Source organism: Streptomyces sp. NBC_00820, from assembly GCF_036347055.1.
Taxonomy (GTDB): Bacteria; Actinomycetota; Actinomycetes; order Streptomycetales; family Streptomycetaceae; genus Streptomyces.
In genome coordinates, this window is the sequence record NZ_CP108882.1 from 7816390 (window position 1) to 7839997 (window position 23608).

General features: G+C 69.3%; 20 protein-coding genes and 4 pseudogenes. 18 read left to right on the plus strand and 6 right to left on the minus strand.

Annotated features, from left to right (window positions below):
- Positions 1–15: 15 nt before the first annotated feature.
- Together yczR and OIB37_RS34875 are read left to right on the plus strand one after the other, a co-directional pair.
- Positions 16–1407 carry a MocR-like transcription factor YczR gene (yczR, locus tag OIB37_RS34870; protein WP_330461602.1) on the plus strand — a complete coding sequence of 464 codons (1392 nt, stop codon included), beginning with the start codon at positions 16–18 and terminating at the stop codon, positions 1405–1407.
- Between the two features lie 203 nt (positions 1408–1610).
- Entirely contained in the window at positions 1611–2096 is a 486-nt protein-coding gene (locus OIB37_RS34875) for a VOC family protein (RefSeq protein WP_330461603.1), read from the plus strand.
- Positions 2097–2253: 157 nt separating this feature from the next.
- Here the strand turns inward: OIB37_RS34875 and OIB37_RS34880 are convergent, their stop codons facing one another.
- Positions 2254–3753 carry a lipase/acyltransferase domain-containing protein gene (locus OIB37_RS34880; protein ID WP_330461604.1) on the minus strand — a complete coding sequence of 500 codons (1500 nt, stop codon included), beginning with the start codon at positions 3751–3753 and terminating at the stop codon, positions 2254–2256.
- A gap of 125 nt (positions 3754–3878) precedes the next feature.
- On the opposite strand from OIB37_RS34880, the gene OIB37_RS34885 reads away from it, so the two are divergent.
- The 6 genes from OIB37_RS34885 (at position 3879) to OIB37_RS34910 (ending at position 12276) form a co-directional block, all read left to right on the plus strand.
- On the plus strand, positions 3879–8264 hold the full coding sequence (locus OIB37_RS34885) for a WD40 repeat domain-containing protein (protein ID WP_330461605.1): 4386 nt from the start codon (positions 3879–3881) through the stop codon (positions 8262–8264).
- Positions 8265–8526: 262 nt separating this feature from the next.
- Positions 8527–9213: an RES domain-containing protein gene (locus OIB37_RS34890; RefSeq protein ID WP_330461606.1), complete on the plus strand. Its 687-nt coding sequence runs from the start codon at positions 8527–8529 to the stop codon at positions 9211–9213.
- A gap of 573 nt (positions 9214–9786) precedes the next feature.
- A complete protein-coding gene (locus tag OIB37_RS34895; RefSeq protein ID WP_330461607.1) occupies positions 9787–10185 on the plus strand; it encodes an XRE family transcriptional regulator in 399 nt (132 codons plus the stop codon).
- Between the two features lie 123 nt (positions 10186–10308).
- Positions 10309–11208, plus strand: coding sequence for a hypothetical protein (locus OIB37_RS34900; protein WP_330461608.1), 900 nt, complete (start codon positions 10309–10311; stop codon positions 11206–11208).
- 171 nt (positions 11209–11379) lie between these two features.
- A complete protein-coding gene (locus OIB37_RS34905; protein WP_330461609.1) occupies positions 11380–11844 on the plus strand; it encodes a hypothetical protein in 465 nt (154 codons plus the stop codon).
- A gap of 66 nt (positions 11845–11910) precedes the next feature.
- Complete coding sequence (locus OIB37_RS34910) at positions 11911–12276, plus strand: hypothetical protein (RefSeq protein ID WP_330461610.1); 366 nt, start codon at positions 11911–11913, stop codon at positions 12274–12276.
- Positions 12277–12384: 108 nt separating this feature from the next.
- Here the strand turns inward: OIB37_RS34910 and OIB37_RS34915 are convergent, their stop codons facing one another.
- Positions 12385–13341, minus strand: coding sequence for a DUF6183 family protein (locus tag OIB37_RS34915; protein WP_330461611.1), 957 nt, complete (start codon positions 13339–13341; stop codon positions 12385–12387).
- 22 nt (positions 13342–13363) lie between these two features.
- On the opposite strand from OIB37_RS34915, the gene OIB37_RS34920 reads away from it, so the two are divergent.
- On the plus strand, positions 13364–13786 hold the full coding sequence (locus OIB37_RS34920) for a hypothetical protein (protein WP_330461612.1): 423 nt from the start codon (positions 13364–13366) through the stop codon (positions 13784–13786).
- 163 nt (positions 13787–13949) lie between these two features.
- On the opposite strand, the gene OIB37_RS34925 is transcribed toward OIB37_RS34920, so the two are convergent.
- Positions 13950–14105: a hypothetical protein gene (locus OIB37_RS34925; protein ID WP_330461613.1), complete on the minus strand. Its 156-nt coding sequence runs from the start codon at positions 14103–14105 to the stop codon at positions 13950–13952.
- Positions 14106–14356: 251 nt separating this feature from the next.
- Between OIB37_RS34925 and OIB37_RS36385 the strand changes: the two are divergent.
- The 3 genes and pseudogenes from OIB37_RS36385 to OIB37_RS34935 form a co-directional block, all read left to right on the plus strand.
- A pseudogene (locus OIB37_RS36385) lies at positions 14357–14623 on the plus strand (DUF6924 domain-containing protein); the annotation flags it as partial.
- 50 nt (positions 14624–14673) lie between these two features.
- Positions 14674–14844 (plus strand): DUF6924 domain-containing protein, encoded by a 171-nt coding sequence (locus OIB37_RS36390; RefSeq protein ID WP_443058300.1) that lies wholly within the window; start codon positions 14674–14676, stop codon positions 14842–14844.
- A gap of 597 nt (positions 14845–15441) precedes the next feature.
- Positions 15442–16254, plus strand: coding sequence for a class I SAM-dependent methyltransferase (locus OIB37_RS34935; protein WP_330462083.1), 813 nt, complete (start codon positions 15442–15444; stop codon positions 16252–16254).
- A 551-nt stretch (positions 16255–16805) separates the two neighbouring features.
- On the opposite strand, the gene OIB37_RS34940 is transcribed toward OIB37_RS34935, so the two are convergent.
- On the minus strand, positions 16806–17573 hold the full coding sequence (locus OIB37_RS34940) for a phosphotransferase (protein WP_443058301.1): 768 nt from the start codon (positions 17571–17573) through the stop codon (positions 16806–16808).
- Between the two features lie 216 nt (positions 17574–17789).
- On the opposite strand from OIB37_RS34940, the pseudogene OIB37_RS34945 reads away from it, so the two are divergent.
- From OIB37_RS34945 to OIB37_RS34960, 4 genes and pseudogenes are all read left to right on the plus strand, one after another.
- Positions 17790–18050: pseudogene (locus tag OIB37_RS34945) on the plus strand (transposase); the annotation flags it as partial.
- A gap of 310 nt (positions 18051–18360) precedes the next feature.
- Entirely contained in the window at positions 18361–19251 is an 891-nt protein-coding gene (locus OIB37_RS34950) for a hypothetical protein (protein WP_330461616.1), read from the plus strand.
- A gap of 28 nt (positions 19252–19279) precedes the next feature.
- Positions 19280–19703 (plus strand): annotated as a pseudogene (locus OIB37_RS34955) (cupin domain-containing protein).
- 94 nt (positions 19704–19797) lie between these two features.
- Complete coding sequence (locus OIB37_RS34960) at positions 19798–20253, plus strand: ATP-binding protein (RefSeq protein ID WP_330461617.1); 456 nt, start codon at positions 19798–19800, stop codon at positions 20251–20253.
- 311 nt (positions 20254–20564) lie between these two features.
- Here the strand turns inward: OIB37_RS34960 and OIB37_RS34965 are convergent.
- Positions 20565–21071: pseudogene (locus OIB37_RS34965) on the minus strand (DUF6192 family protein); the annotation flags it as partial.
- Positions 21072–21076: 5 nt separating this feature from the next.
- The gene (locus OIB37_RS34970) at positions 21077–22063 is read right to left on the minus strand and encodes an ArsR/SmtB family transcription factor (RefSeq protein ID WP_330461618.1); all 987 of its coding nucleotides are present in this window, start codon (positions 22061–22063) and stop codon (positions 21077–21079) included.
- A gap of 362 nt (positions 22064–22425) precedes the next feature.
- Here OIB37_RS34970 and OIB37_RS34975 point away from each other — a divergent pair, with 362 nt between their 5' ends.
- Both OIB37_RS34975 and OIB37_RS34980 read left to right on the plus strand, forming a co-directional pair.
- The gene (locus OIB37_RS34975; protein WP_330461619.1) at positions 22426–22809 is read left to right on the plus strand and encodes a hypothetical protein; all 384 of its coding nucleotides are present in this window, start codon (positions 22426–22428) and stop codon (positions 22807–22809) included.
- Positions 22810–22971: 162 nt separating this feature from the next.
- A complete protein-coding gene (locus tag OIB37_RS34980) occupies positions 22972–23517 on the plus strand; it encodes a hypothetical protein (protein ID WP_330461620.1) in 546 nt (181 codons plus the stop codon).
- Positions 23518–23608: the final 91 nt, after the last annotated feature.

The window sequence follows — 23608 nt, forward strand, 5'->3', positions numbered from 1 at the left end:
GCTTATGCTGGTTTGGTGAAAATCAGCTCGCATGCGGTAGCGCGGATGTTGGGGGCCTGGCAGGAGGGGCCCGGGCCGGCGCATCAACGCCTCTCCGACAGACTGCGCCTGCTGATCCTGGATGGCCGTCTCCCCCTTGGTGCGGCCCTGCCGAGCGAGCGTGACCTGGCTGTCGCGCTCGGCACCAGCAGAACCACCGTCGGTACCGCATTCCGCACGCTGGTCGAGCAGGGATACCTCGCCACACAGGCGCGTACCAGGGCGACGGTACGGCTACCTGATGACACCACGCCCGAGCACACGGTCGGCACGGACACAGAGACCATCGACCTGTCCTTTGCCGCGCCGGCTGCGCCGGTCGAAACCCTCCACGCTGCGTTCGCGACGGCTCTTGAACAGCTGCCACGACATTTCGAGCGGCACGGTTACGACCGATACGGCACCGCGGAGCTGCGCGAAGCAGTCGCCCACTGGTATCAACGGCGAGGACTGCCCACCCGGCCCGATCACATCCTGATCACCAACGGCGCACAGCACGCGCTCGCTCTTCTGACGCGCGTACTCCTGTCGCCACGCGACAAAGTCCTCATCGACCACCCGACCTATCCACACGCGATCACGACATTCACTCAAGCGCGCGCCCGACTGCTGCCCGTCGCCGTGACATCTTCCGGCTGGGACACCGAACAACTCCAAGCAGCAGGGCAAGCCGCGAACCTGGCCTACCTGATACCTGACTTTCACAACCCGACCGGGATGTGCATGCCCACCAGCGTGCGCCAACAGCTCAGGCTCGCGTGTCCCACGGTCGTCGACGAGACCATGGCCGATCTGGCTCTGGACGTTCCACGCCCCGAACCCCTCGCGCTTCACATGCCGGCAGCCATCAGCATCGGCTCTGTGTCCAAGAGCGTCTGGGGCGGCCTACGCATAGGCTGGATACGCGCGCTGCCCTCTCTCCTGGAACGCGTCGAACAAGCCCGTCCCACCACAGACCTCGGCACCCCCGTCGTCGAACAGCTGGCCACAGCCGTCCTCCTGAACGAGCAACAAACCCAGCGGCCGGACACGCTCCAGCAACTCAGGTCGCAACGTGACGCCCTGCGGCAAGCACTCACCGAGCACCTGCCGGACGTCCATGCCCTGCAACCAGTCGGCGGTGTGACGCTATGGGCAACATTCTCCGGGCCCATCAGCTCACGGCTGGCAGCCATGGCGCCCGACCACGGAGTGACCATCGCGGCCGGACCACGATTCGGGATCGGGGGTGCGTTCGAACGCAACATCCGACTGCCGTACACGCTCCCGTCGAGTCAACTGATCCAGGCAATCCGCAGACTCGCGCAGGCAGAACAGGCACTCGCACAAGGCGCTACCGGGACTCACACCCCCGCGCCCATCGCATGAGCGACAGCAACGTCATGACCCGCAACAACCAACCAGCACCGCGGTGCACGTCGAGCCGACGCCATGAGTTCGGGTTCGAGCCGACGGTCCGGGCCACCCGCAGGGCCGTTCACCGGCGCTTGACCTCAACCAAACTCGAGCTTCTAGGTTCCTTCCGGAGCCGCAAGAACTGACCAGTCCGGCCCTGCCCAAGGAGGTTCGCCGTGCCCGAGCGTGCTGCCCATGCCGAGATCCCCGACCGCTACCGCTACGCCGTGATCCCGCACATCATGGTCGACGACGCCGCCGCGGCGATCGACTTCTACCAGCGGGCGTTCGACGCCCGTGAGAACTTCAGGCTCGGCGCCCCGGGCGGCGGGATTCTCCACGCCGAGATCACCATCGGGAAGTCGGCCCTGATGCTGGGCGACGCCGGCTTGGACGAGGCGGAGAACGCCTCCTTCGCCGCGCCGACCGCGCTCGGCGGAGGCACGTCCGTCACGCTGCACGTCTTCGTACCGGACGTCGACGGCGTGGCCGAGCGCGCGGAAGCCGCCGGCGCCGAGATCCTGCAGCCGCCGAAGGACATGTTCCACGGCGACCGCACCGTCATCCTCAAGGACCCCTCGGGTCACATCTGGGTCTTTCTGACCCACGTGGAAGACGTCTCGCAGGAGGAGATCCGGCGCCGCCTGTCCGCTGCCGGGTGACCGGCGGCCGTACGCGGCTGCCGGCCCGCGTACTGGCCGCCGCACGCGATTGTCGGTCCGCGTACCGGGCGCCGTTGCGACAGGACCCCGCCGACCGAACCGCCCGTACGCGGCAGCTCCGACGAACCAAGGACGGCAGACCGCGACCCCCGTCTCCTCACACCCCCGCCGACCGGTCCTCCAGCCCCTCGGGTGCGGCCTGGCCGGGCGGCGTCACCAGGACCATCTGGGACACCCGGTTCCTGTCCCTGCTGTGCACCGTGACCCGGTAGAGGCCCGGTTCGTCGACGCGGGCCGTCGCCGTGAGGCGGCGGTTGTGCAGCGAGAGCCGTGCGGGCGGCAGCGCCGTACCGTCGACGGCGTCGATGCGGCAGGTCACGCCGGACGGTGACGCCAGGCCGCTGATCGTCATGGTCCACGGCGTGCCGGCCTCGGCGAGGTCGGGCGTGCTCAGCCCGCAGCCCGCGCCGCCCATCGGAGGACCGAAGTGCCTGTCGCGGCGCACCAGTTCCTCGACGGCGCGCAGGGCGAACCGGTCGGCGGCGACGGCGCCGTGCTGCAGGGGGAGGGGAGTGGTGACCGAGTCGAGGGAGGCGGACTCCGTGGACACCGTGCCGTCGCCCTCGCAGTCGAAGGTGGCGAGCTGCCCGTCACCGCGACGGATGAAGGAGCCGTCGCTGTGGCGACGTGCCGTGTGGCAGTGGGCGTGGACGGTCCCGTTGTCGATCGACAGGCTCTGCGTCGTCTCCTGACTGGTCCCGATGAAGGCGTGGTGGCCGGGCAGAGCGATGGCGATCCGTTTGGCGGCGTCGTCCGCGGCGAGGCGGGCGAGATCCGGGTCTCCTCCGATACCGGCGACGTCACCGGGCGTGAGACGACGGGCCTCACCCCTGTCGAGCAGACAGGCGTACTGCGGAAGCAGGTCGTGCAGGCCGGGCATCGTCGCGCACAGATCCCGCAGCTTGCCGTGGGGGAGCGGTACGGGAGCCCCGCGGCCGCTGTTGAGGATGGAGGCGGCCGCGACCGCCCCGTAGAAGGGGGTGCCCAGGGTGAGGACGGCCCGGGTGTCGGCGGCCAGATCCGAGTCGTGCAGAGGATCGAGAGCGGCCTGGGTCACCAGCCCTCCCATCGAATGGGAGACGAACACCAGGCGCGCCGGAGCCGCGTCCCGACGGAGCCGGCGGGCGGCGTCATGGGCGGGATGACCGCGCCAGCTCATGAGATGTGCGCGAGCGGCCGCGGCGAGGCGCCGGCCGTTGACCGCGACCGGGAGACGCCAGTCGTAGGGGAACTCCAGTACGGAGGCGGGGTCGGGCACGCACCGGCGCATCGTGGCGGCCAGCTCGGTGTAGGGCTCGAAACCCCTCAGGTACGGCGTCCAGGCGGAGTGACGCAGGAGCTGGGTCGGGACGATGCGCCCGACGCGTCCCTCGAGTTCGTCGTCCGTCATGCGCAGTGCCGCCAGACCGTCACGGCTCGTCCAGGCCGAGACCAGCCAGCGCGTGCCGGACAGGCCCCAGACGAGCCGGCCGGTGGCCGTGTCGAGAAGCTCGCTGCCCATGATGCCGGGCACGACGACGACGGCGTCCTGCGTGACGTTCCCGCTCGCGGGTGACGCGTCGTCGGGATTGGCCGATCGGCCGGTCGCGTAGTTCATGAGCGTGAACAATAGGGAGCATGTATCCAGAGGAAGGGGATAATCCGGAAGATCGCCATCAGGCTGGTACGCATGCGGTAATAGACGGTCCGCCGGCGGATGCGGGCGTCCTGGCGGTGATCGCCGTGGACGACCCGGACACCCGTGGTTTCGCCGACGCCATCCGCCTGCAATTGCAGGTGGTACGGCAGTGGTGGGCGCCACCCTCCCCCGGAGGGTTCAGCGAGTGCCGCGTCGAGCCGCACGCCCGGCACGACGTCGAACGCTTCCTCCACGAGCAGCGGTTGCGGGAGACCCCCCAGCACGTGCCGCTCGTCCTCTTCATCTCCTCGCACGGCGTGCTGGGCCTGTCCCAGCGCCACTTCCTCCGGCTGCCCGCCACCGAGTTCGGCCGACTGCTCGCCACCGGCATGCCGACCAACGAAGCGGTCGTCGCCGCACTGGACTCCCATGCCCGTGACGTGCTGGTCATCCTCAACGCCTGCCACGCCGAGGGTATCGGCGCGGAACTGGAGCTGTGGAGACGTGACTTGGCGCTCGACAGAAGCCGTAGCCTCAACGTCATCGCCACCACCGACACCGACTCCCAGGTCCGGGCACTGGAGTTCGCCACCATTCTGGGCAGGGCCTATGAACGGCTGCGTGACGTCAACGAGATCACCCGTCCTCACCTCACGATCGACGAGTTCATCGAGGCGCTGGAGGACGCGACCGCGGATACCAACGCCGAACTGGGCCTCACCGACCCCGAGGAGATGCTGCCAGGTCCCCAGCCGGTACTGAAGTCGAGACCCGGCAGGCAGCCGCTGCCGACCCTGCCCAACCCCGGCTACAGAGCGCAGCGTTCACTCCTGCCACCCGAACGCGCGGAACTCGCCGTACCCTTGGCCGAGTTGGACGCATGGCTCGCGCCGGAAAGCCACCGAGACCCCCTCTGGTACCTGAACGGACGTTCCTCACTGACCCGGTCGATGACCGAGTTCCTGCACCGACGGGCCGGCGCCCTCATCGTCACGGGGGCAGCCGCGACCGGCAAATCCGCCCTCCTCGCCCGCACCGTCACCCTGAGCGAGCCCGCGACGCGCGACGACGCCACCTACCGACGGGCGATCGACTCCGCCGACGACGGCTGTGTGCCACCCGCCCAGGCCGTCGACGTCGCCGTGACGGCACGCAACCGCGGCTGCGTGAGCCTGCTCGAAGCCATCGCCACCCGCCTGCCCGGACCGCCTCCGCCTCCTCCCGCGACCGGCAGCGACCCCATGCGCCACTGGCAGGACACCCTCGCGGCGGCGCTGCGCGTTCCCGACGAGCGGCCGCTGACCGTGGTGATCGACGCCTTCGACGAGGCCACCGACCCCGCCGCCTGCCTCCGCGACGTCCTGCAGCCTCTCGTCACCGCCTCGCGCGGCCGCCACCGCAAGGACCCGCCGGACATCACCATCCCCGCACAGACCACGTCCTCCCACTCCCCGACCGCGGCGGGTCGCCCGTTACGCCTCGTCCTCGCGGTACGCAGCAACACACCCCACCCCACGGAGGCGGACGGCAACACACCGGATTCCGGCCTCCTCGGGCAACTGCGGACCGCCCTGCCGGCCGCGACGCTCCTGCGCACCGACACCGCCGCCGTGACACAGGAGATCCCGGAATACGTCTTCGCCCTGCTCGGAACCGCCTCATGGGCCCGCACACAACACGAACGGCGCGCCGAGGCCTCCAAGGAGATCGCCTCACTGGTGGGCCGTTCCTTCCTCGACGCGCGGCTCGCCGCACAGCAGCTCATCGAAGAGGGCCCCCGGCAACTGCGCGATCCCTTCTGGCGGACACGCGCACGCGCCGGCACCCTCGGCCTGTTCCAGGAAGACCTGAAGCAGATCGGCGAACTCGACCCGCACGGGGACGCCGTACTCGCCCTGCTGCGCGCCACGGCCTTCTCCCTGGGCCGGGGCCTGCCCTGGGCGGCGATCTGGCCCGCCACCGCCCAGGCCCTCACCGGTCGTCCGATCCCCGATGTCGATTCACATATTCAGCGACTTCTGAACGGCCGCCTCGCCGGGTATCTCACCCACGACATCGAGGACGACCGCAGGGTGTACCGGCCGGCTCACCACCAGCTCGCCTGGCTGCTGCGCCACTGGCCGACCGAGGGGGAAACGGCTTTGAGCCAGCCGGAACAGGACGCCTCACCCGATCCCGCCATCCAGTTACCCGATCCCGCCATCCAGCGCGCGCACGAAGCCATCACCGACGCCCTGGCCCCGCTGGCCGGCCGCGACGCCGGCAAACAGCCACACCCCTATCTCGCCAGGTACCTGGCCCGGCACGCGGCGCTCGCAGGCGTCCTCGACGACGAGCACCTTCCGCCCAGCCTGCTGCCCTGGGTCGCCGGCGACGCCGTACGAGGACTGCTGCGCCTTCCGCACCGCGGCCGCGGCAACCGCTGGTGGCTGCACGCGTGGGCCGCCATCGAGCCCTACATCCAGCACGCCGACCTCCCCTCGCGCTGCTCCAGCCTCCATCTCGCCCACACCGCCATGCGCTTCCCGGGCCTGCCCGCGGCGGCCATGCCGGCCGGCACCACCGCCCTGCACGGCTCACAACTACGGGTGCTCTGGTCGCGGTGGACGCCTCCCTCCAACGTCCTGGCCACCGTCAAAGGGCGCTTCCTCGCCATGACGGCACTGAGCGACGGCACACGCCAACTGATCGCGCTGGGCAGCGAAACGGGCGTCGTCGACCTGCTCGACGCCACCACCGGCGCCGTACTCGGTGATCGCATCCGCGCCCACGACGGCGCGGTGCGCTGCCTCGCCCTGATCCCCGACGGCGTCCGCACCGTCCTCGTCTCCGGCAGCACCGACGGAACCGTCCGCATCTGGGACGCCGCCGGACGCCTGCTCATCGACCAACTCGTCAACCGCCCCAACTGGACCGCCGCGCTGACCGGTTACCGAGCGGCGTCCGGCGAGATCACCGTCATCGCCATCGACGGCCAGGGCGAGGTCATGGGCTGGAACGACCGCGACGGCGCGTACGAGCTGACCAGCCTGCGCCCCCACCCCGCCGAACCCTCGGCCTTCGCCACCCTCGTCACCCGTACGCGCGACGGCCGCGACGTCCTCGTCTGCGCCGGCCACACCCTCACCGTCCGCACCACCACGACCGGCGAACTCCTCGCCGAACACGCCCTGAGCGCCGCCGTGAGAACCCTGACCGGCACCTCCGTCCCGGGCCAGATCGTCGCGGGTCACCACGACGGCACCCTCACCTTCTGGACCCTGCCCGACACCGCCGGCGACCACATCCCCGCAGGCGACCACGCGATCACGGCACTGGCCAGTCTGAGCTGCGACGGCGTACACCTCGTCGCCGTCGGCCGCGGCAACAGCATTGACCTGTGGAACCTCACCACGCGGACCAGGGCCGGATCCCTGACCGGCCACGCCGACACCGTCACCGCCCTGCACCCCGCCACCGGCACCCACGACACCGTGCTCATCTCCTGCTCCCACGACAACACCGTCCGTACCTGGACCGCGGACGCCGTGCGCAACGCGCTCAAGGGAGCAGTCCCGGCCCCCGCCGCGCTCGCGGCCGCCTCCACCAGCACCGACGCGTCGAGCCTGCGTCTGGCCGTCAGCTACCCCGCCGTCATCCAGGTCTGGAACTCGCGCACCGGCACGAGTGAGGCCAGCATGACGCTGCCCTCGGGACGGGCCGTCACAGCCCTCGCCTGGCACGAGCACAACGGCGTACAGCAACTTCTCTGGGCGTCCGACGACTTCACCATCCGCACCTGGCAGCCCCTGGCCCCCGACACGGGTCTGCGCGTCCTCCCCGTCCTCGGCGGCCACCAGCAGAGGATCCACAGCCTCGCCCTGTGCACCGACGGAACACGCCGGCTCCTGGTCAGCGGCGGCGACGACTACACCGTCCGCCTCTGGGATCTGTCCGCCGGTCATCTGCTGAAGACCTGGCCCCACGAATACAGCGTCCGCGCCGTCACCGCGTGCACCGACCGCTCCGGCCACGTCTGGATCGCCTCCGGCAGCGCCGACGGCACCGTCCGCCTCTGGTCCCCCGACCACGACCTGCCCCGCCGCCGGCTCCGCTGCGACCAAGGCGTCATCAACGCGCTGGCCATCGACCCCCGCAACGCCGACGGCCCGCACCTGGTCACCGCCGGCGACGACACCCTGCGCGTATGGAACCTGACCCACCCGGCCGGCGACAGCACCCACCTGCGCGGCCATACCGACATCATCGAAGCCGTCACCGCCTGGACCAGTCCGCGCCCCCGGCCCCGCGCCTACCTCGCCAGCGCGTCCCGGGACGGTACCGTCCGCGTCTGGGACGCGACGACCAGCCGATGCGTCCTCCAACTCGCCGTGGGAAACCGCGTCCACACCCTCACCGCGCATCCCGGCACGGAACCCGCTGTCACCACGCTCACGCTCACCGGGGACGCCGGGGTGGCCGTCGTGGAGGTCCACCTCGAAGGGTGGTGAGCACACGAACGCGCGCCCCCCTGGATGCCCACACGCGCCCCACGCCCTGCGCCAAATCACGCCACATCGAACCGATCCATCCCCAAGAATGATCGTTCGGCATCGGCTCACCAGGGAAGAGCCCGCCGCGGCAGGCGCGCACCATCCCGAGGCCGACGCACCCACCAGTAGACCGACACAGCCCGGGCATGCCCCACGCCACGGTACGCGGCCCGGCCACACGGCGGGCGCGAACCACGCGCCCGTCCCTAAGGAGCGGCGCATGTCCCAGGAGACGTACCCGGAGGTACGCCTTGTCCCGGCCCCCGAACGCGGAGTCTGGCACCTGGGCAAAGCGAAGGATCCTCTCAGGTACAACCAGATCGCGGCCGACGACGCCGACCGCTCCAGCGGCAACCGGTGGAGCCTGGTGAGCGACGGAACCCTCTACTGCGCCTCCGAGTTCGAGGGCTGCTTCGCCGAAGCGCTCGCCCCCTTCCGGGTCGCACACGAACTCCGCGACGTCATCAAGGACGACTGGCTCAAGCCCTCCTACATGCCACCAGGACACCTGCCCCGCGACTGGCGCACCCGCCACACCCTGGTGCGGCTCATGCCCGACAAGGACGCCCGCTTCCTCGACGTCGACGACGAGGACACCCTCTGCGGCATCCAGCGCGCACTCGAACCCACGCTCGCCGAACTCGACATCGAAAAGCTCACCCACGAACACATCCAGGGCTCCGACCGTCGTATCACCCGCACCATCGCCGCCTGGGCGGTCGCCCAGCAGAACCGCGAGCAGCGCCCCCTCATCAGCGGCATCGTCTACCGCTCGCGCTTCGCGGCACGCGAATGCTGGGCCGTCTTCCAGTCCACCGAACTGGCGGAAGTCGAGTCCCAGCCCATCTGGCCCGAGACGGAGGGCCTTCGGACTGTAGCCGAGGAGTATGGACTCACCATCCGCTGACCTCCCCTCTCTTCCCCCGCTGAACCCCCTCGGGTCAGCACCTGAATACGCATAGCCCAAACGAACGAACCGCACTACCGCAACAGAGCCCCAACCACCCCGCCCAAACGGAAAACCCGCATGTCACGGTCCGAAGTACTGCACCGTGGACGGTGGTTAAGGCCGACGAGCGCAACGGCGCATTGAGGCGAATCGCTGGAGAAGCGGGTGGGATATGGCTACCGTGACGGTACGCGAAACAGGAAGGGACCACTATGGACCCCACCCTCAGCGGCTCACCGCCCGCATGCTCAGGCCCCCGGCACACAGCCCCTCACGGCCACCCACCGGCCGCGCGCCCGCCGCATCCCCAGGCGGCACACCCTCTCTGAGCCACCAGCGCCGCCCGCCGCACGCGCCCCCCAGCCGGCCAAGGGACGCAGCCGGCACAACCCCGGCACGCACCCGGCACAGCACCACTCGGCGCCCCCCACCACCACCACGAAGACGACCGATCCGCTCGCGACCACCCGCTGTCTGACCGACGACCGCGCAGCCCCGGCCGGCGTCCGTCACGACACAAGGGAGACACTCATGATGCCCACCGCCAAACCGACCGCCACCAGAAGCGACGAAGCCGCCGCCAAGGCGCACCTCACCACCGTGCGCATGTCCATCGCCGACATCGCCAGGTTCCTCCAGGACAACCTCGGCCAGCGGCTCACGGCACGCATCACCAACCTCAGTGATCATCGTCAGGTCGGCAAGTGGGCATCGGGGGAGAACACGCCAAGGCCCGAAGCGGAGGAGCGCCTGCGCGCGGCACTCCAGGTCTTTCAACTCATCCAGGACGCGGAAAGCCTCTACACCGCGCGCGCCTGGCTGATCGGCATGAACCCCCAACTCGACGACCAGGCCCCCCTCAGCGTCATCGCCGAGGGCCACTACCGCGACGTCATGGCAGCGGCACGCGCCTACGTCGACGGAGGCTGAGCGCACACCCGGCTTGAGGCCCCCTCGTCAGGGGACGCTCGTCAGGGGACGACAACTTCCCACCGCCGCTGTGAGAACGGAAAGACGCAAACAATCCGCAGCGCGCCGCTAAGCTTCCCCGTCATGCCCACAACAGCGCGTAGATCCGCCCTCGGCACCGCCGCTCTCGCCCTGTTCCTCCTCGCCGGCACCGGCTGTTCCTCCGGCTCCGGCCAAGGCGACGGCGATTCCGGAGTGCTGCGGGGGCTGAGCACTCTTGCCGAAAGCAACGGCTCGAACGGGGTGAGCTATCTCGACGCGGCCAAGGCACGCGAGTTGAGAAAGGGTGACGAGAAGCGGTTCGCTCTCGTCGCCCGGCCTGGCAGCGGTCTGCTGACCGAGTACGAGCCCGGGCCGCTGTCACAGCACGTGAAGGTCACACAGATCGACACCGCCGTCGACACGAAGAACGCGGGCCACTGGGAGGGCTCGTTCGACGCGGCCGCGATCACCGCCGCGCTGAAGTCGAACGGGTACCGGCAGAGCGGGGACGGCCGGACCTGGACGCGGACGGGCCGCACAGGCCCCTCCTTCCAGATCTCGGAGGATGAGATCTCGTACTCCTCACAGGGCCGAACGCCCATGGCGGCCGTCCACCCCGAGCAGGGCGCCTCGCTGGCCGACGAGAAGGAGTTCCGGCGCGCGGCCGAGTGCCTGGGAGACACCTACTGGGCCGACTTCAGTCCCCTCAGCTCCACGAAGCCGGTACGTCTGTCCGCCGTCGGCCAGCTGGCCGCCTCCTCCGCCAAGAACACCGAGGTGCTGTGCCTCGTGGTCAAGGACGCGGCGACCGCCAACCGTGCCGCGGCCAAGCTGCGTTCGGTGGTTCGGACCAGGTCGCCGAAGTTCGACGGCACGAAGGTGACCGTCGAGAAGGGCGACCAGCCGCTGGTACGTGCGGTCGTCCCGGACACGTCCGCCCAGCGGGCGGGCCGCCTGGTCGTCACCGATCTCGAGCTGTGGATGTCCACCACGGAACTGTAGGACTCCGGCAGCATCGCGTGTCCGCGTGTCCGCGTGTCCGCGTGTCCGCGTGTCCGCGCCTTCGCCAGGAGGCGGTGGCGGTGGCGGTGACTGAACTCGGCGAGGTCCTCCCCGCCGCGCCGACCACGTCAGTGCCCGAGCTCCAGGCAGCCCCGACACGGATCGTGAACCATGCCCGCTCTAGCCGGCCCGATGACGGACGACGAGACTCTCCGGGCCGGTGACGTGCTGTCGATCGCCTGTCCTTTCACAGCGGCCAGAGTCGAACGGGGTGTGACCTGGGACCATGTGTCGGTGCGCTGGCCGTGGTGTACGGGTTTCCCCCTCAACCCGGGTGACGGGATCCCGTTCTCCATCGAACTGCTGATGCGGCCGTACGCCTTCCTCGGACCGGGAGACGAGGTCGCCGACGCGGCGGGGCGGGCATGGCGATTCGACGGGCCCTGGGACTGGGCCCCGTTCGACGGAGAGGGGCCCGGCGCAGGCCCCGAGTGGCCGCTCGTCCTGCTGACCCGCTCAGGGACACCGTGCTCCGACTCGGACGCGGAGACAGTGGCCGCGGGCACGGCAACCGGCTCCCACCAGGAGACCGTCCGACGCTGGATGTCCCTCACCGAGGCTTCCCCCACGCCCTGACAACAGGACCCTCGCTGACACGGAATCCGACCGTCACCGACGAAGCGCCTTCAATAGGCTCGGCCCATGTGCACCTACGCCTTCGTCCACTACAAACTGCACTACGCGTGCGTGTCGTGCCGGATCAGCTTCAAACGGCATCCCAACGGCACCAGAGGGCACACGTGCCCGAACTGCGCCGGGCCGCTGCTGTGCGCCGGCCACGACTTCGCGGCGCCCCGCCGCGGCAACCGGAAGGCGTGGTCGGTCGTCGCGGCGGTCCTGAACGCGGGACTGCGCTACGACGGCTTCGAGCCGTGCGGCTGCGGACGGGACCCGAAGTTCCGCCCTCGCACCCGCGCCCAGCTGCGCGCCCGCCTCATCGCCGCGGCCCGCACCGGCACCCCGCCGGCGCAAGTGCTCAGCCGCCCGGATCCACTGGAACCCCGGTGACACGGGCGGCACTCGGCACGGCGAACCGGTCCCAACTCCCCGCCCCCCACACGCACACGACCGGCAGTACAGCCAGCATCAGTTGACGCCGGTCGGTACCGGCGGACGTCAGTCGGTGTCGGTGGCCGCCAACACGGCCAAACGCCGGCGATCCGGAGCAAGGGCGGCCAGGCCGATGTCCCAGGCCACTTGCTCGAACCACTTCGTGTCGGCATCGAAACCGTGCCAGACGCAGTCCCGTACCTGTGGTTCCACCTCGTCGGGGGTGGCGCCCTCCGGGCATCCGGCCAGCGCGGCCAGAGACCGCCAGGCCGCCAGACGGCCATAGGCACCGAAGGAACCGCGGCTGTACGCCCCTCCCGAGGACGCGGCACCGAAGACGACTCGCCATGCCTGGGCCGGCGGGAGGACAGTGACCGAAAGCGCGGCTTTCTTCCCCGCTCCGCGCAGACAGTCCAGCCCCGGCGTTAGCAGCGCGGCCGGGACCGACGCGGGGTCCAGAGGCTTCGCGAGATCGAAGCCCCGTGCCTCGATACGCCCGTTGGACTCCTCGGCCCAGTTCGCCACGGCCGTGGCGATGACCGTGGCGTCGGCTTCCGTCGTCGTCTCCTGCGCCGAGGAGCTACGGACGCCGGTGAGCACAGCCGGTTCGCGGCTCTCCGACGGCCCGAACGGCATCGAGTGACTACTGCCGCGGCTGCTGTACCTCGGCAGGTCGGACCGGCTCTCGATGTCCGACCGCGTCAGGGGAAGCCCGCCCAGCGGATGACGACGCCAATGCGACGACGTCGCCCAACGGGCGATCCCCGGTATCTCTGCGACGGCGATGCCCCTGAGGACCAACTCGTGAACCAGGCAGCCCCGAAGCTCCTCCGAAGCGTGCCCGGTGAACGCCACAGCCAGATTCGCGGCGTCCTGGCCGGAGGCGAGCAGTGAGGCCGCGTAGCGATCCAGCGTCCGGCCGTTCGCCTCCGCCGAGGAGATCAATGGACATACAGACGCTTGACTCCTACGAACCTCGATCGGCGACCACGCCGACCGGGCTGCGGGGCTGCGGGGCTGCACGGCACTACGTGATACTTGCCCTGTGCAGTGGTACGAGCGGGCGCAGGAGGCGGAACGGGACCAGAATTGGGATGTGGCCATCGCGTTGGTCACCGCCCACGCCGAATGCGTCTCCGTCGATCCCTACAGGCACAACAACCACCTGTGGCACATGGACCTGCTCGCCCGCGCGGAGCGCCTCCCCGAACTCGCGGAGCTCGCTCTCACGGATGCCCATGCCCGCCGGAGACTCAACAGGGCGTTTCGTCGACGGGGGATGGTTCCGGAACTGCGCAGCCGAGCCCGGAAAGGCGACCGTGACGCTCTGTACGTCCTCGTCCGACTGCTGTGCGAGACAGACCGAGCCCAGGAGGCATCCCAGGCCGTCCAGGACTACGGCCCGGAGGACCAGTACGCCCGCGAGATCGTCGCCGGCCTTCGAACGCCATCAAGCGCTGCGGAGTAACGCCCGGACCGGGCGGCGGTCGAGCAGCCGGTTCCGCCGGTTCCGCCGGCTGCGCCGGTGTGCTGTTCCGGCCAGGAGTTGGATGCGCCGATTGCAGACCGACGTCGACGGCTCCGTCCGCGCCGCGGCCGCGGGTGACCGGGTGGCGTAGTGGTACGGAAGGTCAGCCCAGGCTCTTGTGCAGAGCCTCCAGGCCCTCGCTGTAGATCCCGGTGAAGAGAGCGACGACGTCGGCGTCCGGGACGTCTCGGGGCGTGAATCGTCCCGACCACTGAATCTCGCTGGCCGCTTCGTCCTCGACGACGAAGACGCCAGACATGCTGGTCTCCATGCCTCAGTCCCCATGCCCCATGCTCCATGTCCGCGGGGTCGACGCCGTCCGTATAGGTGTCCGTCCTCGTGACGTCCGGGCCGACCAGGCCGCCCCCACGCGCCGCCGTGCGGCCCCGGGCCGGTGGCCGCGAAGCCAGGACCAGCCCCCGTCCGGCCTTCTCCTGACCTGCCCTCTCACGAGAACAATGCCCGTGAGACAGTCGGGCAGCCCCACCGACCGCCCGAGGAGAAGGATCCATGACCGCATTGCCAACTGTTACTGGCCGCGACGAGTTCGACGCCCTGGTCGTCAGGACGGACTACCAGGACGATCAGGCATGGCAGGACGTGGTGGCGGTGCTGAGGAAACCCTGGGGAGACGGACAGTACGAGGCGCACGTCCACGTCATCGACGATCCGGTCTGGGCAGGGGCGACCCCCGACGAGGTGGTGACGGCGGTCCGCGCGGACGAGGACTTGAGCGTTGTGTTCCTCGCCGACCGGATGACCATGCAGGCCGACGGCCACGCACTGCCTCACACGTTGCTGGCGGTCACCACGCTGACGCGGGAGGAGTGCGTGGACGACGAGGACTACGAGCAGCTGACCGAATTCGGTCTGAGTTCCGCACCACCCCCGCAGGGGTCCACGACATCCACGCGAACCTCAGCATCGGCAACATGGGCTTCGAGGAGTACGCCGGATGGGCCCACGATGATCCCGAGGGCATCCATCGTTCCGCCTGAACAGCTGAACAGTCTGCTGATCCGTGTCCGTGCTTGAAGTTGTTGTTCAACCCCTTCCGTGCAGCGATGAAGCTTGATCTTCGCCTACGCAAGCGATGCCGCTGATGGAGGTACAGAGGGCGGCATCGTCGTCATCGACTGACTCGGCTCCGCCTGAGCTTGTTTTCAACGGCCCATCACGCAAGGGCAGTTGAGTGCCTGTCGGCTGTTGAGGACGGGTGCGACAGCGATGCGGCCCTGGTGCGACCAGTGCGTTGTCGAGACACCGTTGATCCTGCCAAGGCCGCGAGGGTGAGGCTGCTGTACGACGCTGTACGCGTCGAGTCCCTGACGCGGGTTCCGGCCTGTGCACGAGAACCGGATCGCCGGCCGGTGCACCGAAACCCGCCGGCCCTGGCCCCGGACGCTCGCCCGGCTCGAAGAACAGCCGTCCCGTCACCCGTCACCCGTCATGACGCGGGACGAACCCTCACCATCGACGAGACATGCCGGCGACCGACCCACCACCGGAACGGGCTCCCCTCATCAGGCCCCTTGGAGCCGACCTTCTACGCTGGTGCTGTGACTGATGAGCAGGAGCAGGTGCAGCCGTCGGGAGTGTGGGCCACGGCTGTGGGAGTGGCCAGGGTGCGGGCGCTGGAGAACGAGCGGGAGAACGCGCTGTTCCGCGACCCACTGGCACAGGCCTTCGCCGCCGCCGGCGGCCTGTGGCCCTCCTCGCCGCCGCCCGATGACGAGGCCGGGCGACGCCGTCGGCTGGCCGTGTCGTTCTCCATTGTCATCAGGACGAAGTTCCTCGACGACCTGTTGCGGCAGGCTTCCGCGTCCGGGGTCCGGCAGGTCGTGCTGCTCGGCGCCGGCATGGACAGCCGGGCCTTCCGGATGGACTGGCCCGAGGGCACCCGGCTGTTCGAGGTCGACACCGCCGCGCCACTGGACTTCAAGGCTTCGGTGCTGCGCCAGGAGCGGGCCGTCGCACGCTGCGAGCGGATCACCGTCGCGGTGGATCTGCGTGAGGACTGGCCAGGTGCGCTGGCCGCCGCAGGGCACGACCCGACGGTGCCGACCGTGTGGATCGCCGAAGGACTGCTGATCTATCTGCCCGAGGACGCGGTGGAGTTGCTGCTGGCCCGGATCAGCGCGCAGTCGGCGGCAGGAAGTCGGATGGGGCTGACGCTGGGCTCGCGCGGCGTGATCGAGCGCTTCGGCGCGGACACCGCGCCGGGATCGGCGGCGTCCATGTGGGTCTCGGAGATGCCCGACGACCCGGTGGGCTGGCTGGCCGGGCACGGCTGGGAGGCCGGCAGCCACACCCTGCGCGAGCGCGCTGCCGCCTACGGCCGCCCGATCAGCACCCCGCCGCAGCGCGAGGAACGGCCCGGCGGACTGATCTCGGCGGTCCGCCGGTAGCGCGCCTCCTGGTCACCGACCGCGACGCGGCCCGCGAACTCCTCTGGCGCCTGCGGGTCATGTAGCCGCAGATCGCGCAGATCTGCGCCGACTACGCCTACGCCGACCAACTCACCAACTGGTCCGGCGACTTCCTCAACATGACCCTGAAACCTGACCTGGGCACTCATCACCCTCATGACCCGCAGCCCCAGTCGCGGCGGCCCCAGGTCAAGTGGTCGAGAGTGCGAACCTCACTGCGCGACGGACCTGCAGGCGGGTCATCTCGGCAGGTCTACATGGCCCCGAGCATGCAATACGTCATGACTTTGTCCTGGGCTTGCCCGTCCGCGGCTTCCACTGCGGCTTGCTCTCCGGCTGCGCGGTCCGCAGCCGTCTCGATCTCAGCGGCTTGTGATTCGACATGGCGCTGCTCAGACTCGGCGCGCGTGTTCTCCCCGTGATTCATGGTCAGAATCTGCGTAATCACGGGCCTCGCCACCAGGGCGCTGCCGACAGACTTCTTGAGTGCTCAAACAGGCACTCAGCTTGTTCTTCAACCTCTGGCCCGGTCAGTCCAGCAAAGTGGTCGTGAACTTCTCGTGGTGGGCCACGAGCCACTCCTGGATGCGGTCCCACCGTTGCCAACCTCCGCGCTCGGACAGCACCTGTGTGTAGACAGGGTCGCCAGCGGTCACGCGGTCGGCGACGAAGGCCCGGCAGGACGCTGTGGCCTGTTCGATGATGCCGGGTAGTTCGGCGCGTTCCTGCGGAGAGAGGCCGTAGCTGTCGGCGAGGATTCGCAGTCGCGTCGGGGCGTCCAGCCCGGCGGGGTGGAGGGCTGCCGCGGACGTGGGATCGAGCATGGGGACCCAGTAGCGGGCGGTCATGGCGATGTCCCACAGCGGTCGTCCGGGCGCTGCCAGGTCGAAATCGATCAGGGCCGTGGCATAGCCGTCGCGGAAGACGACGTTTTCCGGGCACACGTCGTTGTGGCACAGCATCGTTCCTCCCTCCGGGTCGGCCAGAGCCTGGGGCCATGCGGCGCGGGTGTCCACGGGGATGGCCGCGCCGGCGTCGTGCAGGCGTCGCAGCAGGCTTCCCACCGAACGCAGAGCGGTCTCCGTCATCGCCCAGCGGGGATACGGCGGCAGGGCAACGTCACCGGGGATGTAGGTCAGATGCTCGCGGCCGTCCGTGGTGAGCTGGAGCGGAGTCGGAGCCGCGTCGAAGCCGTGTTCTTCGAGTGCGCGGAGGTGGGCGTGGAGGGCGCGCGCAGTGGGCGGCGCGGGGCGTTCCACCAGGGAACCGCGGCGGACGACCGCGCCCGCGTTCATCATGCCGCCGTCGAGTGCTTCGCCCTGTGCCGCCCCGTCCTCAGCTGTCACGTCGATCACGCTACCGGGAGGGCGGCGGTGGTTGGGCCGGCTCCGAAAGGCGCTTCGAACTCGGTGGTCAGCTGAGTATTCACCTGACGCTGAGGCGGCCTTCGTCTGATCATGCGCTCCGACCAAGGCACGTGACCAAGGCGATGGCTGTGAGGGTGAGTCTGCTGCCTGACGCAGCTGTGGGGGGGGGAAGCGTTCTCGGAAGCGTCACGCTTCCGGGATGAGTTGTACGCGTGTCTGACCGGACGCGGCGATGAGCTGTTCGAGCTGACGGATGCGGTGCTCTGCGCGCCGGGCGCGGTGCACTCGGCAGTCGAGCCGACGCTCCTGCCCGAGCACCGGCGGGGGCACGGCGCGATGTACGACGGCCTCAACCTGGGGCGGACCGACACCGATCGCCTGCGGTCACTCCTGGCCGGAATTCCGCTTCGCCAGGCCAGAGACGTGGCCCGATCCAGCTGTCACCACCAGCACGGCCACCGCGAGTTACGGCAAGGCCCTCACCCAGGCATGGGACCGGGTCCACCCGTAGCTGCCCCACCGGGCCGCCTGGCTGGACCACGAGGGCGAGCGTCCGCTGATCGGTCGATCGATCGACGGACCGGACACCGACGCCCTGACGGCATGCCCCTCACCACCATCAGAAGCATTCGCGCTGCGATCGGGGAACCGTGGCCGGCCGTCTTGCGTGATCACGGCAATGGAGCCGAGGAAGCATGCCAGGCGCGTAATGGCTCACTTGGCGATTGTCTGGTTGGCCGGCTGCGCCCTGACGGGCTTGCAGGGGTGGGCGGTGCTCTTCGCTCTCTTCGTCGGCGGGGCACTGTCCCTCATTGCTGCTGTTGTCGGCGTGGTACTGCTGGCGGTCACGGTACTCGCGGGACTCGGGTCCGCTGCTCGCACCATGCTGCCGCTCGTGTACCGGCCGCGGGGGCTGTGGGCCTGGACAGCCGGCGTGTACGTGCTGGGTACGGCAGGCGCGTCCGGGACTGCTGTGCTGAACTTCAAGGCCAATCACCTGGAGAGCATCCCTCTGCTCTACCTGGCCGGAGGGGCCTGTTACGCGCTGGCAGCCGCGCTCTTCCTTCCAAGCATTCGCATCAGGCTGACCGCTGTCGGCGCAGCGGCTGTTCTCGCTGTCAGCGGCGCGTATGTCACCTGGGTGGCCGTGCAGCCCCCCACTCTCGACGAATGGATCACCGCCAACGGTGTGGACCGCACCCTCCTGCGGGTCGGTGACCCACCGCCGGGCTACGCGCCGCACGTGCTGGGCGCGAGCGAGACCGGCTCCGGCACGGAATACGAGCGGCCCGACTCCGCATCACTGCACCTCGGCGTGACCCGCGAGCGACATGACAACCGTCGCGTCGACGCGCGCGGCTGCCCAGTTCCCTTCGGCGATCCGATCCACTGCACGGACGACGGTGGCGGCCGCCAACTGATCACCTACGAAGGCGACTACGAGCATCAGGAGATGCGCCTGCACCTGCGCAGCGACGGCCTGGTCTGCACCGTGACCGGATCGGGCTCTACCATCGACCTGCCCGCGGCCCGGCACATTCTGTCGACGCTCAGGCCGGCGACAGACACCGAACTCGCCGGCCTGGTGGAGCTGCCGGTGAGGCGATGAGCGCCCCGGAAGCAGTGTCGGCGTGGGTATGGGCGGGGTCGCGGATTCCTCGCTGCCGCCCTGTCAGCGGGTGGCGAGGATGCCTTCCACCACGGCGCGGAGCCCATGCAGATACGTGTCCTGCGCCGTAAGAGGTGCCCAGCGGTCCGCGAGCTGCGCCATTTCCCCCGGAGATCCCGGGACACCTCCCCATCGGCACTCCGGACCCGTCTTCGGCTACGTGCTGGAGGGCGAGATGCTCTTCGAAGTGGAAGGAGGGCCAGCGCGGGTAATCCGGGCAGGCGAGGCCTTCTGGGAGCCGGGAGGCGACCTGATCCACTACCAGGACTCCAACCAAGCCCCTCCGCTTCCTGGTCACTTTGGTCTGCCGGCCCGGCGAGCCCTTGCTGGAACTCGTCGACGCACGGGAATTGGAGGAGTGGAAGGACCGGCGCGCGCCGTGTGCCTCCTGACGGACCCGGCGGAAAGACGGTGCCCCGCCGCGTGCGCGGCGGTTGTTTCCGGGTAGGCGACTCGTGGACCTGTTGTCGGGACGAAGGAGGAGTGATGGCGGCCGATTCGTCCATGAGGGCAGTGGGGTGGGCGCGTTCTCTGCCGATCAGCAGCGGGGTGAAGGCGGCCAGGGACTGGACGCGTGAGCACCTGAACACTCTGGGATGGGACCGGACCGCTCCGGAGACGGTGGACGCGGTCCTGCTCACCGTCTCGGAGCTGGTCACCAACGCCCATGTCCACGCCCGCAGCGCCGCACAGTTGGTCCTGGCCTGGGACAGTGAATGTCTGCACGTGACCGTGCACGACTCGTCGCCCGCTCTGCCCGAGCAGCGGCAGCCCTCCGACGAGGCACCCGGCGGCCGGGGGATGCTGCTGGTGGACGCGCTCGCCGACACCTGGCAGGCCCACCCGTGTCCGAACGGCAAGGACATCACTGCCTGCTTCCGGCCGTCGTCCGAAGGCGTTCAGCTGGCCGCCAGGGCTGCGCCCAGCAGCGTGTGCTCGTAGCGGACGGCCCGTCCGGCGCGAGTGTGGGGGACCAGACCGGCATCGCGCAGCACCGTGAGCGGGTCGCGGTCTGAGCAGCGATCTCCAGTTCGCCCTCCCCGAGGAATGCCTCGGCCTGGTAGGCGAGGAACACCGCGTGGGTCTTGGAACGGGTGGCCGGGAGGAGGTGGATGCCCTCGTTCATGAGGCGATCGGCTTGGCGTCTTTGGCCGAGGTCGGCGCGGCACCGGCCGCTGTCGGCGGCGAGGTCGGCATGTGACATCGGCAGCCTTCAGCGCGCGGCGGCACGGTCCGTGCTTGTCGAGCACTGCGAGTCCCGGCACCGCCCGGCCGGCCGCGGCGACGAGCGCGTGGCAGGCGGTGACCAGGTCCAGGAACTCCACCGTCCGGTCGATATTCCGGACCGCCGGTGCGACCGGACTGGTGTCCTCAAACTGGTCGCGGGCTTGCCGACCGCGTTCAGCCTGGGCATGGGTGACCTGGAAGCGGGCGATGTCATCGCTCATCGCCTTGAACGCGACGTCCGGCCTGCGCAGCAAGTTCGTGGCAGCAGAGGTTGCCACCTGCTTGTCGCGGGTGAATTCATCCACCACCCGGGCCTTGTCCACCATGGTCGCCTTGGTCGTCACCTCGGGCCGTTTCAGGAAGTCGCTGGTCACCGCCGCAGCGACCTGGTCGTCCTGGGCCACGGTGTGGATCGCGGTGATCTTCTCCTTCGGTGTCAGCAGTGTCTCGACGCGGTTGCCGACTCGCCGGCGGGCATCGTCCGGTGTCCACCGGGCTTTGCCGTCGGGCGGCGCGACACCAACCCGAGAGATCGCGGTTACTGCTCCTGTCCGGGGTGGAGGAGGCGTTCGGCGTGCGGGGTGCGGCGGTAGTAGACGCGGTGGCCGTGGCGGGTTCGTGTGAGGAGGCCGGCGCGGTGGAGGCGGGTGAGGTGGTAGGAGACGGTTGACGGGTCCAGGCGGTGGCGTTCGGCGAGTTCGGCTGTGGTGAGGGGTTGGTTCAGGGTGAGCAGCAGGGCGTGCCGGGTTGCCCCCAGGACATCGGCGGCCGGGTGGTTGTCCGGTGTGGTGTGGCGGGCAGCGGGGGTGCGGGGGATCGGATAGCACAGCACCGTCTCGTGATGGAACAGTGGGTCGAGGCCTGGCGTCAGGTGGCTGGCGGTGACGGTGGGGATCATGATGACCGTCGGCGCGTGGGGGACCGTGGCGCGGAATGGGCTGCGGATGGTCAGTGTGGTGTCGTGCCAGCTGATGTCCGGGTGGAGGGAGTTCAGGACCGCCCCTGTCCCCAGCCGGGCCATGAGCTGGGAGCGTGCGTTGATTTCGGCCTCGAGGCGGCTGCGGATGGCCGGCCAGCGCGGTGCGAGCGTGCGGTGCCACAAGGCATGCAGTTCCTGAGCGGCCTTTTCGGCGAATGCGGTTTCCCCTCGCTCAAGTTGGCCGCGGATCGACGCGGACAGTTCGGTGCCGGGAAAGCCCTGTCCGGTGATGCCTGTGGTGAACACGGTGATCTCCTGGACCAGCCGGTCCGGCGCAAGGGTGGCTATCTGATGGAGTTCGTCATCAAGGGTGGGAGCGAACTGCGTGGGTGTGGGGTTGATGAAGTCCGGCAGCCATGTGTCCCCCTGGAGGAATCCTGCGAGCAGGGGCATCTGCTTGTCGTCCAGTAGCCGATGCACGCCATACCGTTTCGTGCCGCGGGACGATCTGATCACGGTGGACAGGACGCCGAACAGCTCGACCATCGGTGACATGGCGAACCGGGTCCTGGCCAGCTCGGCGGGGTCCAGCGACAGACGCAGCATGTTGCCCCCCGGGCAAGGCAGGCGGGCTCTGGCCTGCCAGCCAAACATTGGAGTCTGATCCAATCAATGGCGTTCTCAGTCAACGTCGGCGTCTACTTGTGGCCGCACGGAAGTTTGGTACTCGCATCCACCCCATAGCCGCTAACCGGTGGGCAAGAGAGGTACTGCTCCGGCTACGGTCCGGGAAAGGAATCCTCGTTGAGGAATCAGCGGAGTCAACGGGTGGACGGCACTAAAACCGTACGACCCGAGGTGCAGCGGTCGGTCTGATGGTTGCTCTCGCGCCCTGTCGCTTCTGCGGGGCGCTCGCCCGGAGAAATCCACAATTCGGCCAATTCTGGCTGTCAAGGAGGTCCTTGATCATGCGTATCGGAAAACACACGGTCACCCTCGCGGCAAGCGGCGCGCTGCTCGCCGCCACGATGGGCTTCGCAGCCGCATCGCCCGCCCAGGCGGCGTCCTGCGACATCCCCCCGGCGGGCAGCATGTGCGTGCATATCCACAACACGGATGCTGACTCGTGGTACTGGCTCGGCCCGTGGAGCGCCTGCACGATCCACAACATCCCCGGGTACGACCAGGTCACCTGGATCAACAACAACCAGGTCGGTGGAGTCCGGACGACCTTCTACTACGAACCCGACGGCACGAACGCCATTGGCAGCGTCGCCCAGGACTACTCCGGACGCCCGCCCGGCTACGTCAGCAGCGACCTCTCCTGGGCCCGGTCCATCCGCGTCTGCTGACCCGACCCCCGCAGGGCCGCCCAGCGAACTCCGCGCGGCCCTGCGGAAGGTCCCGTGCGGCCGCCGCGGCCGCCGTCCCTGTCGCAGGAGCGGCTCGGCCGCCCGGAGGCCGGGCCTGGGCACGTGGTGTCCGAGCTCGTGCCGAGCGGGTACGAGGTATACGTGCGGATCTTTCACCGCTTCGAGGCTACGGACGGGTCGGGCCGTAGCCGCACGTGGCAGGCGAGGGCCAAGGACTCGGCCGTCCCGTTCCACGCCGAGCTGTCCCACCGGTGGCTGCGGGACGAAGACCGCAGTACGGGACGCTCGCTGTGGCAGGCCGAGGACGGGGCTCTCGACGACAGCAGTCGGCGGGCACTGACTCGCGTGCTTGCCGGGGTGTCCGGTGACCAGGCCGTCTACTTCGCCTACGATCTCGCGGCCCTGCTCTGGGGCGAGGACGAACCGCTCATTCGTCGCGCTTCTCTGTCCGACCTGGAGCCCGTGAGGGAAGCGGTGAGGGACGTGGTGGGGGACAGCGGCCCGGAGTTCTGGTGGCCGCAGGATCGCAGCTGGGCGGTCACCACCGACTTTGACCTTCTGTCGACCTACGTCGGCTGCTCGACGGAGACCGCTGAACTACTCCTGGGTGACGATGAGCTCGAAACCCTGCCGGTCACCCCTCAGACCCGCGTCGACTGGCAAACCCACCCGCCGCAACGCCCGTGACCACGCCGATCAAGATTCAGTGAGGTTGCGCAGCCTTCGAGGTGGCAGGGCAGTTGCGCTCTGATGTGGCCAGTGGTCGTCCGCCCCAGCG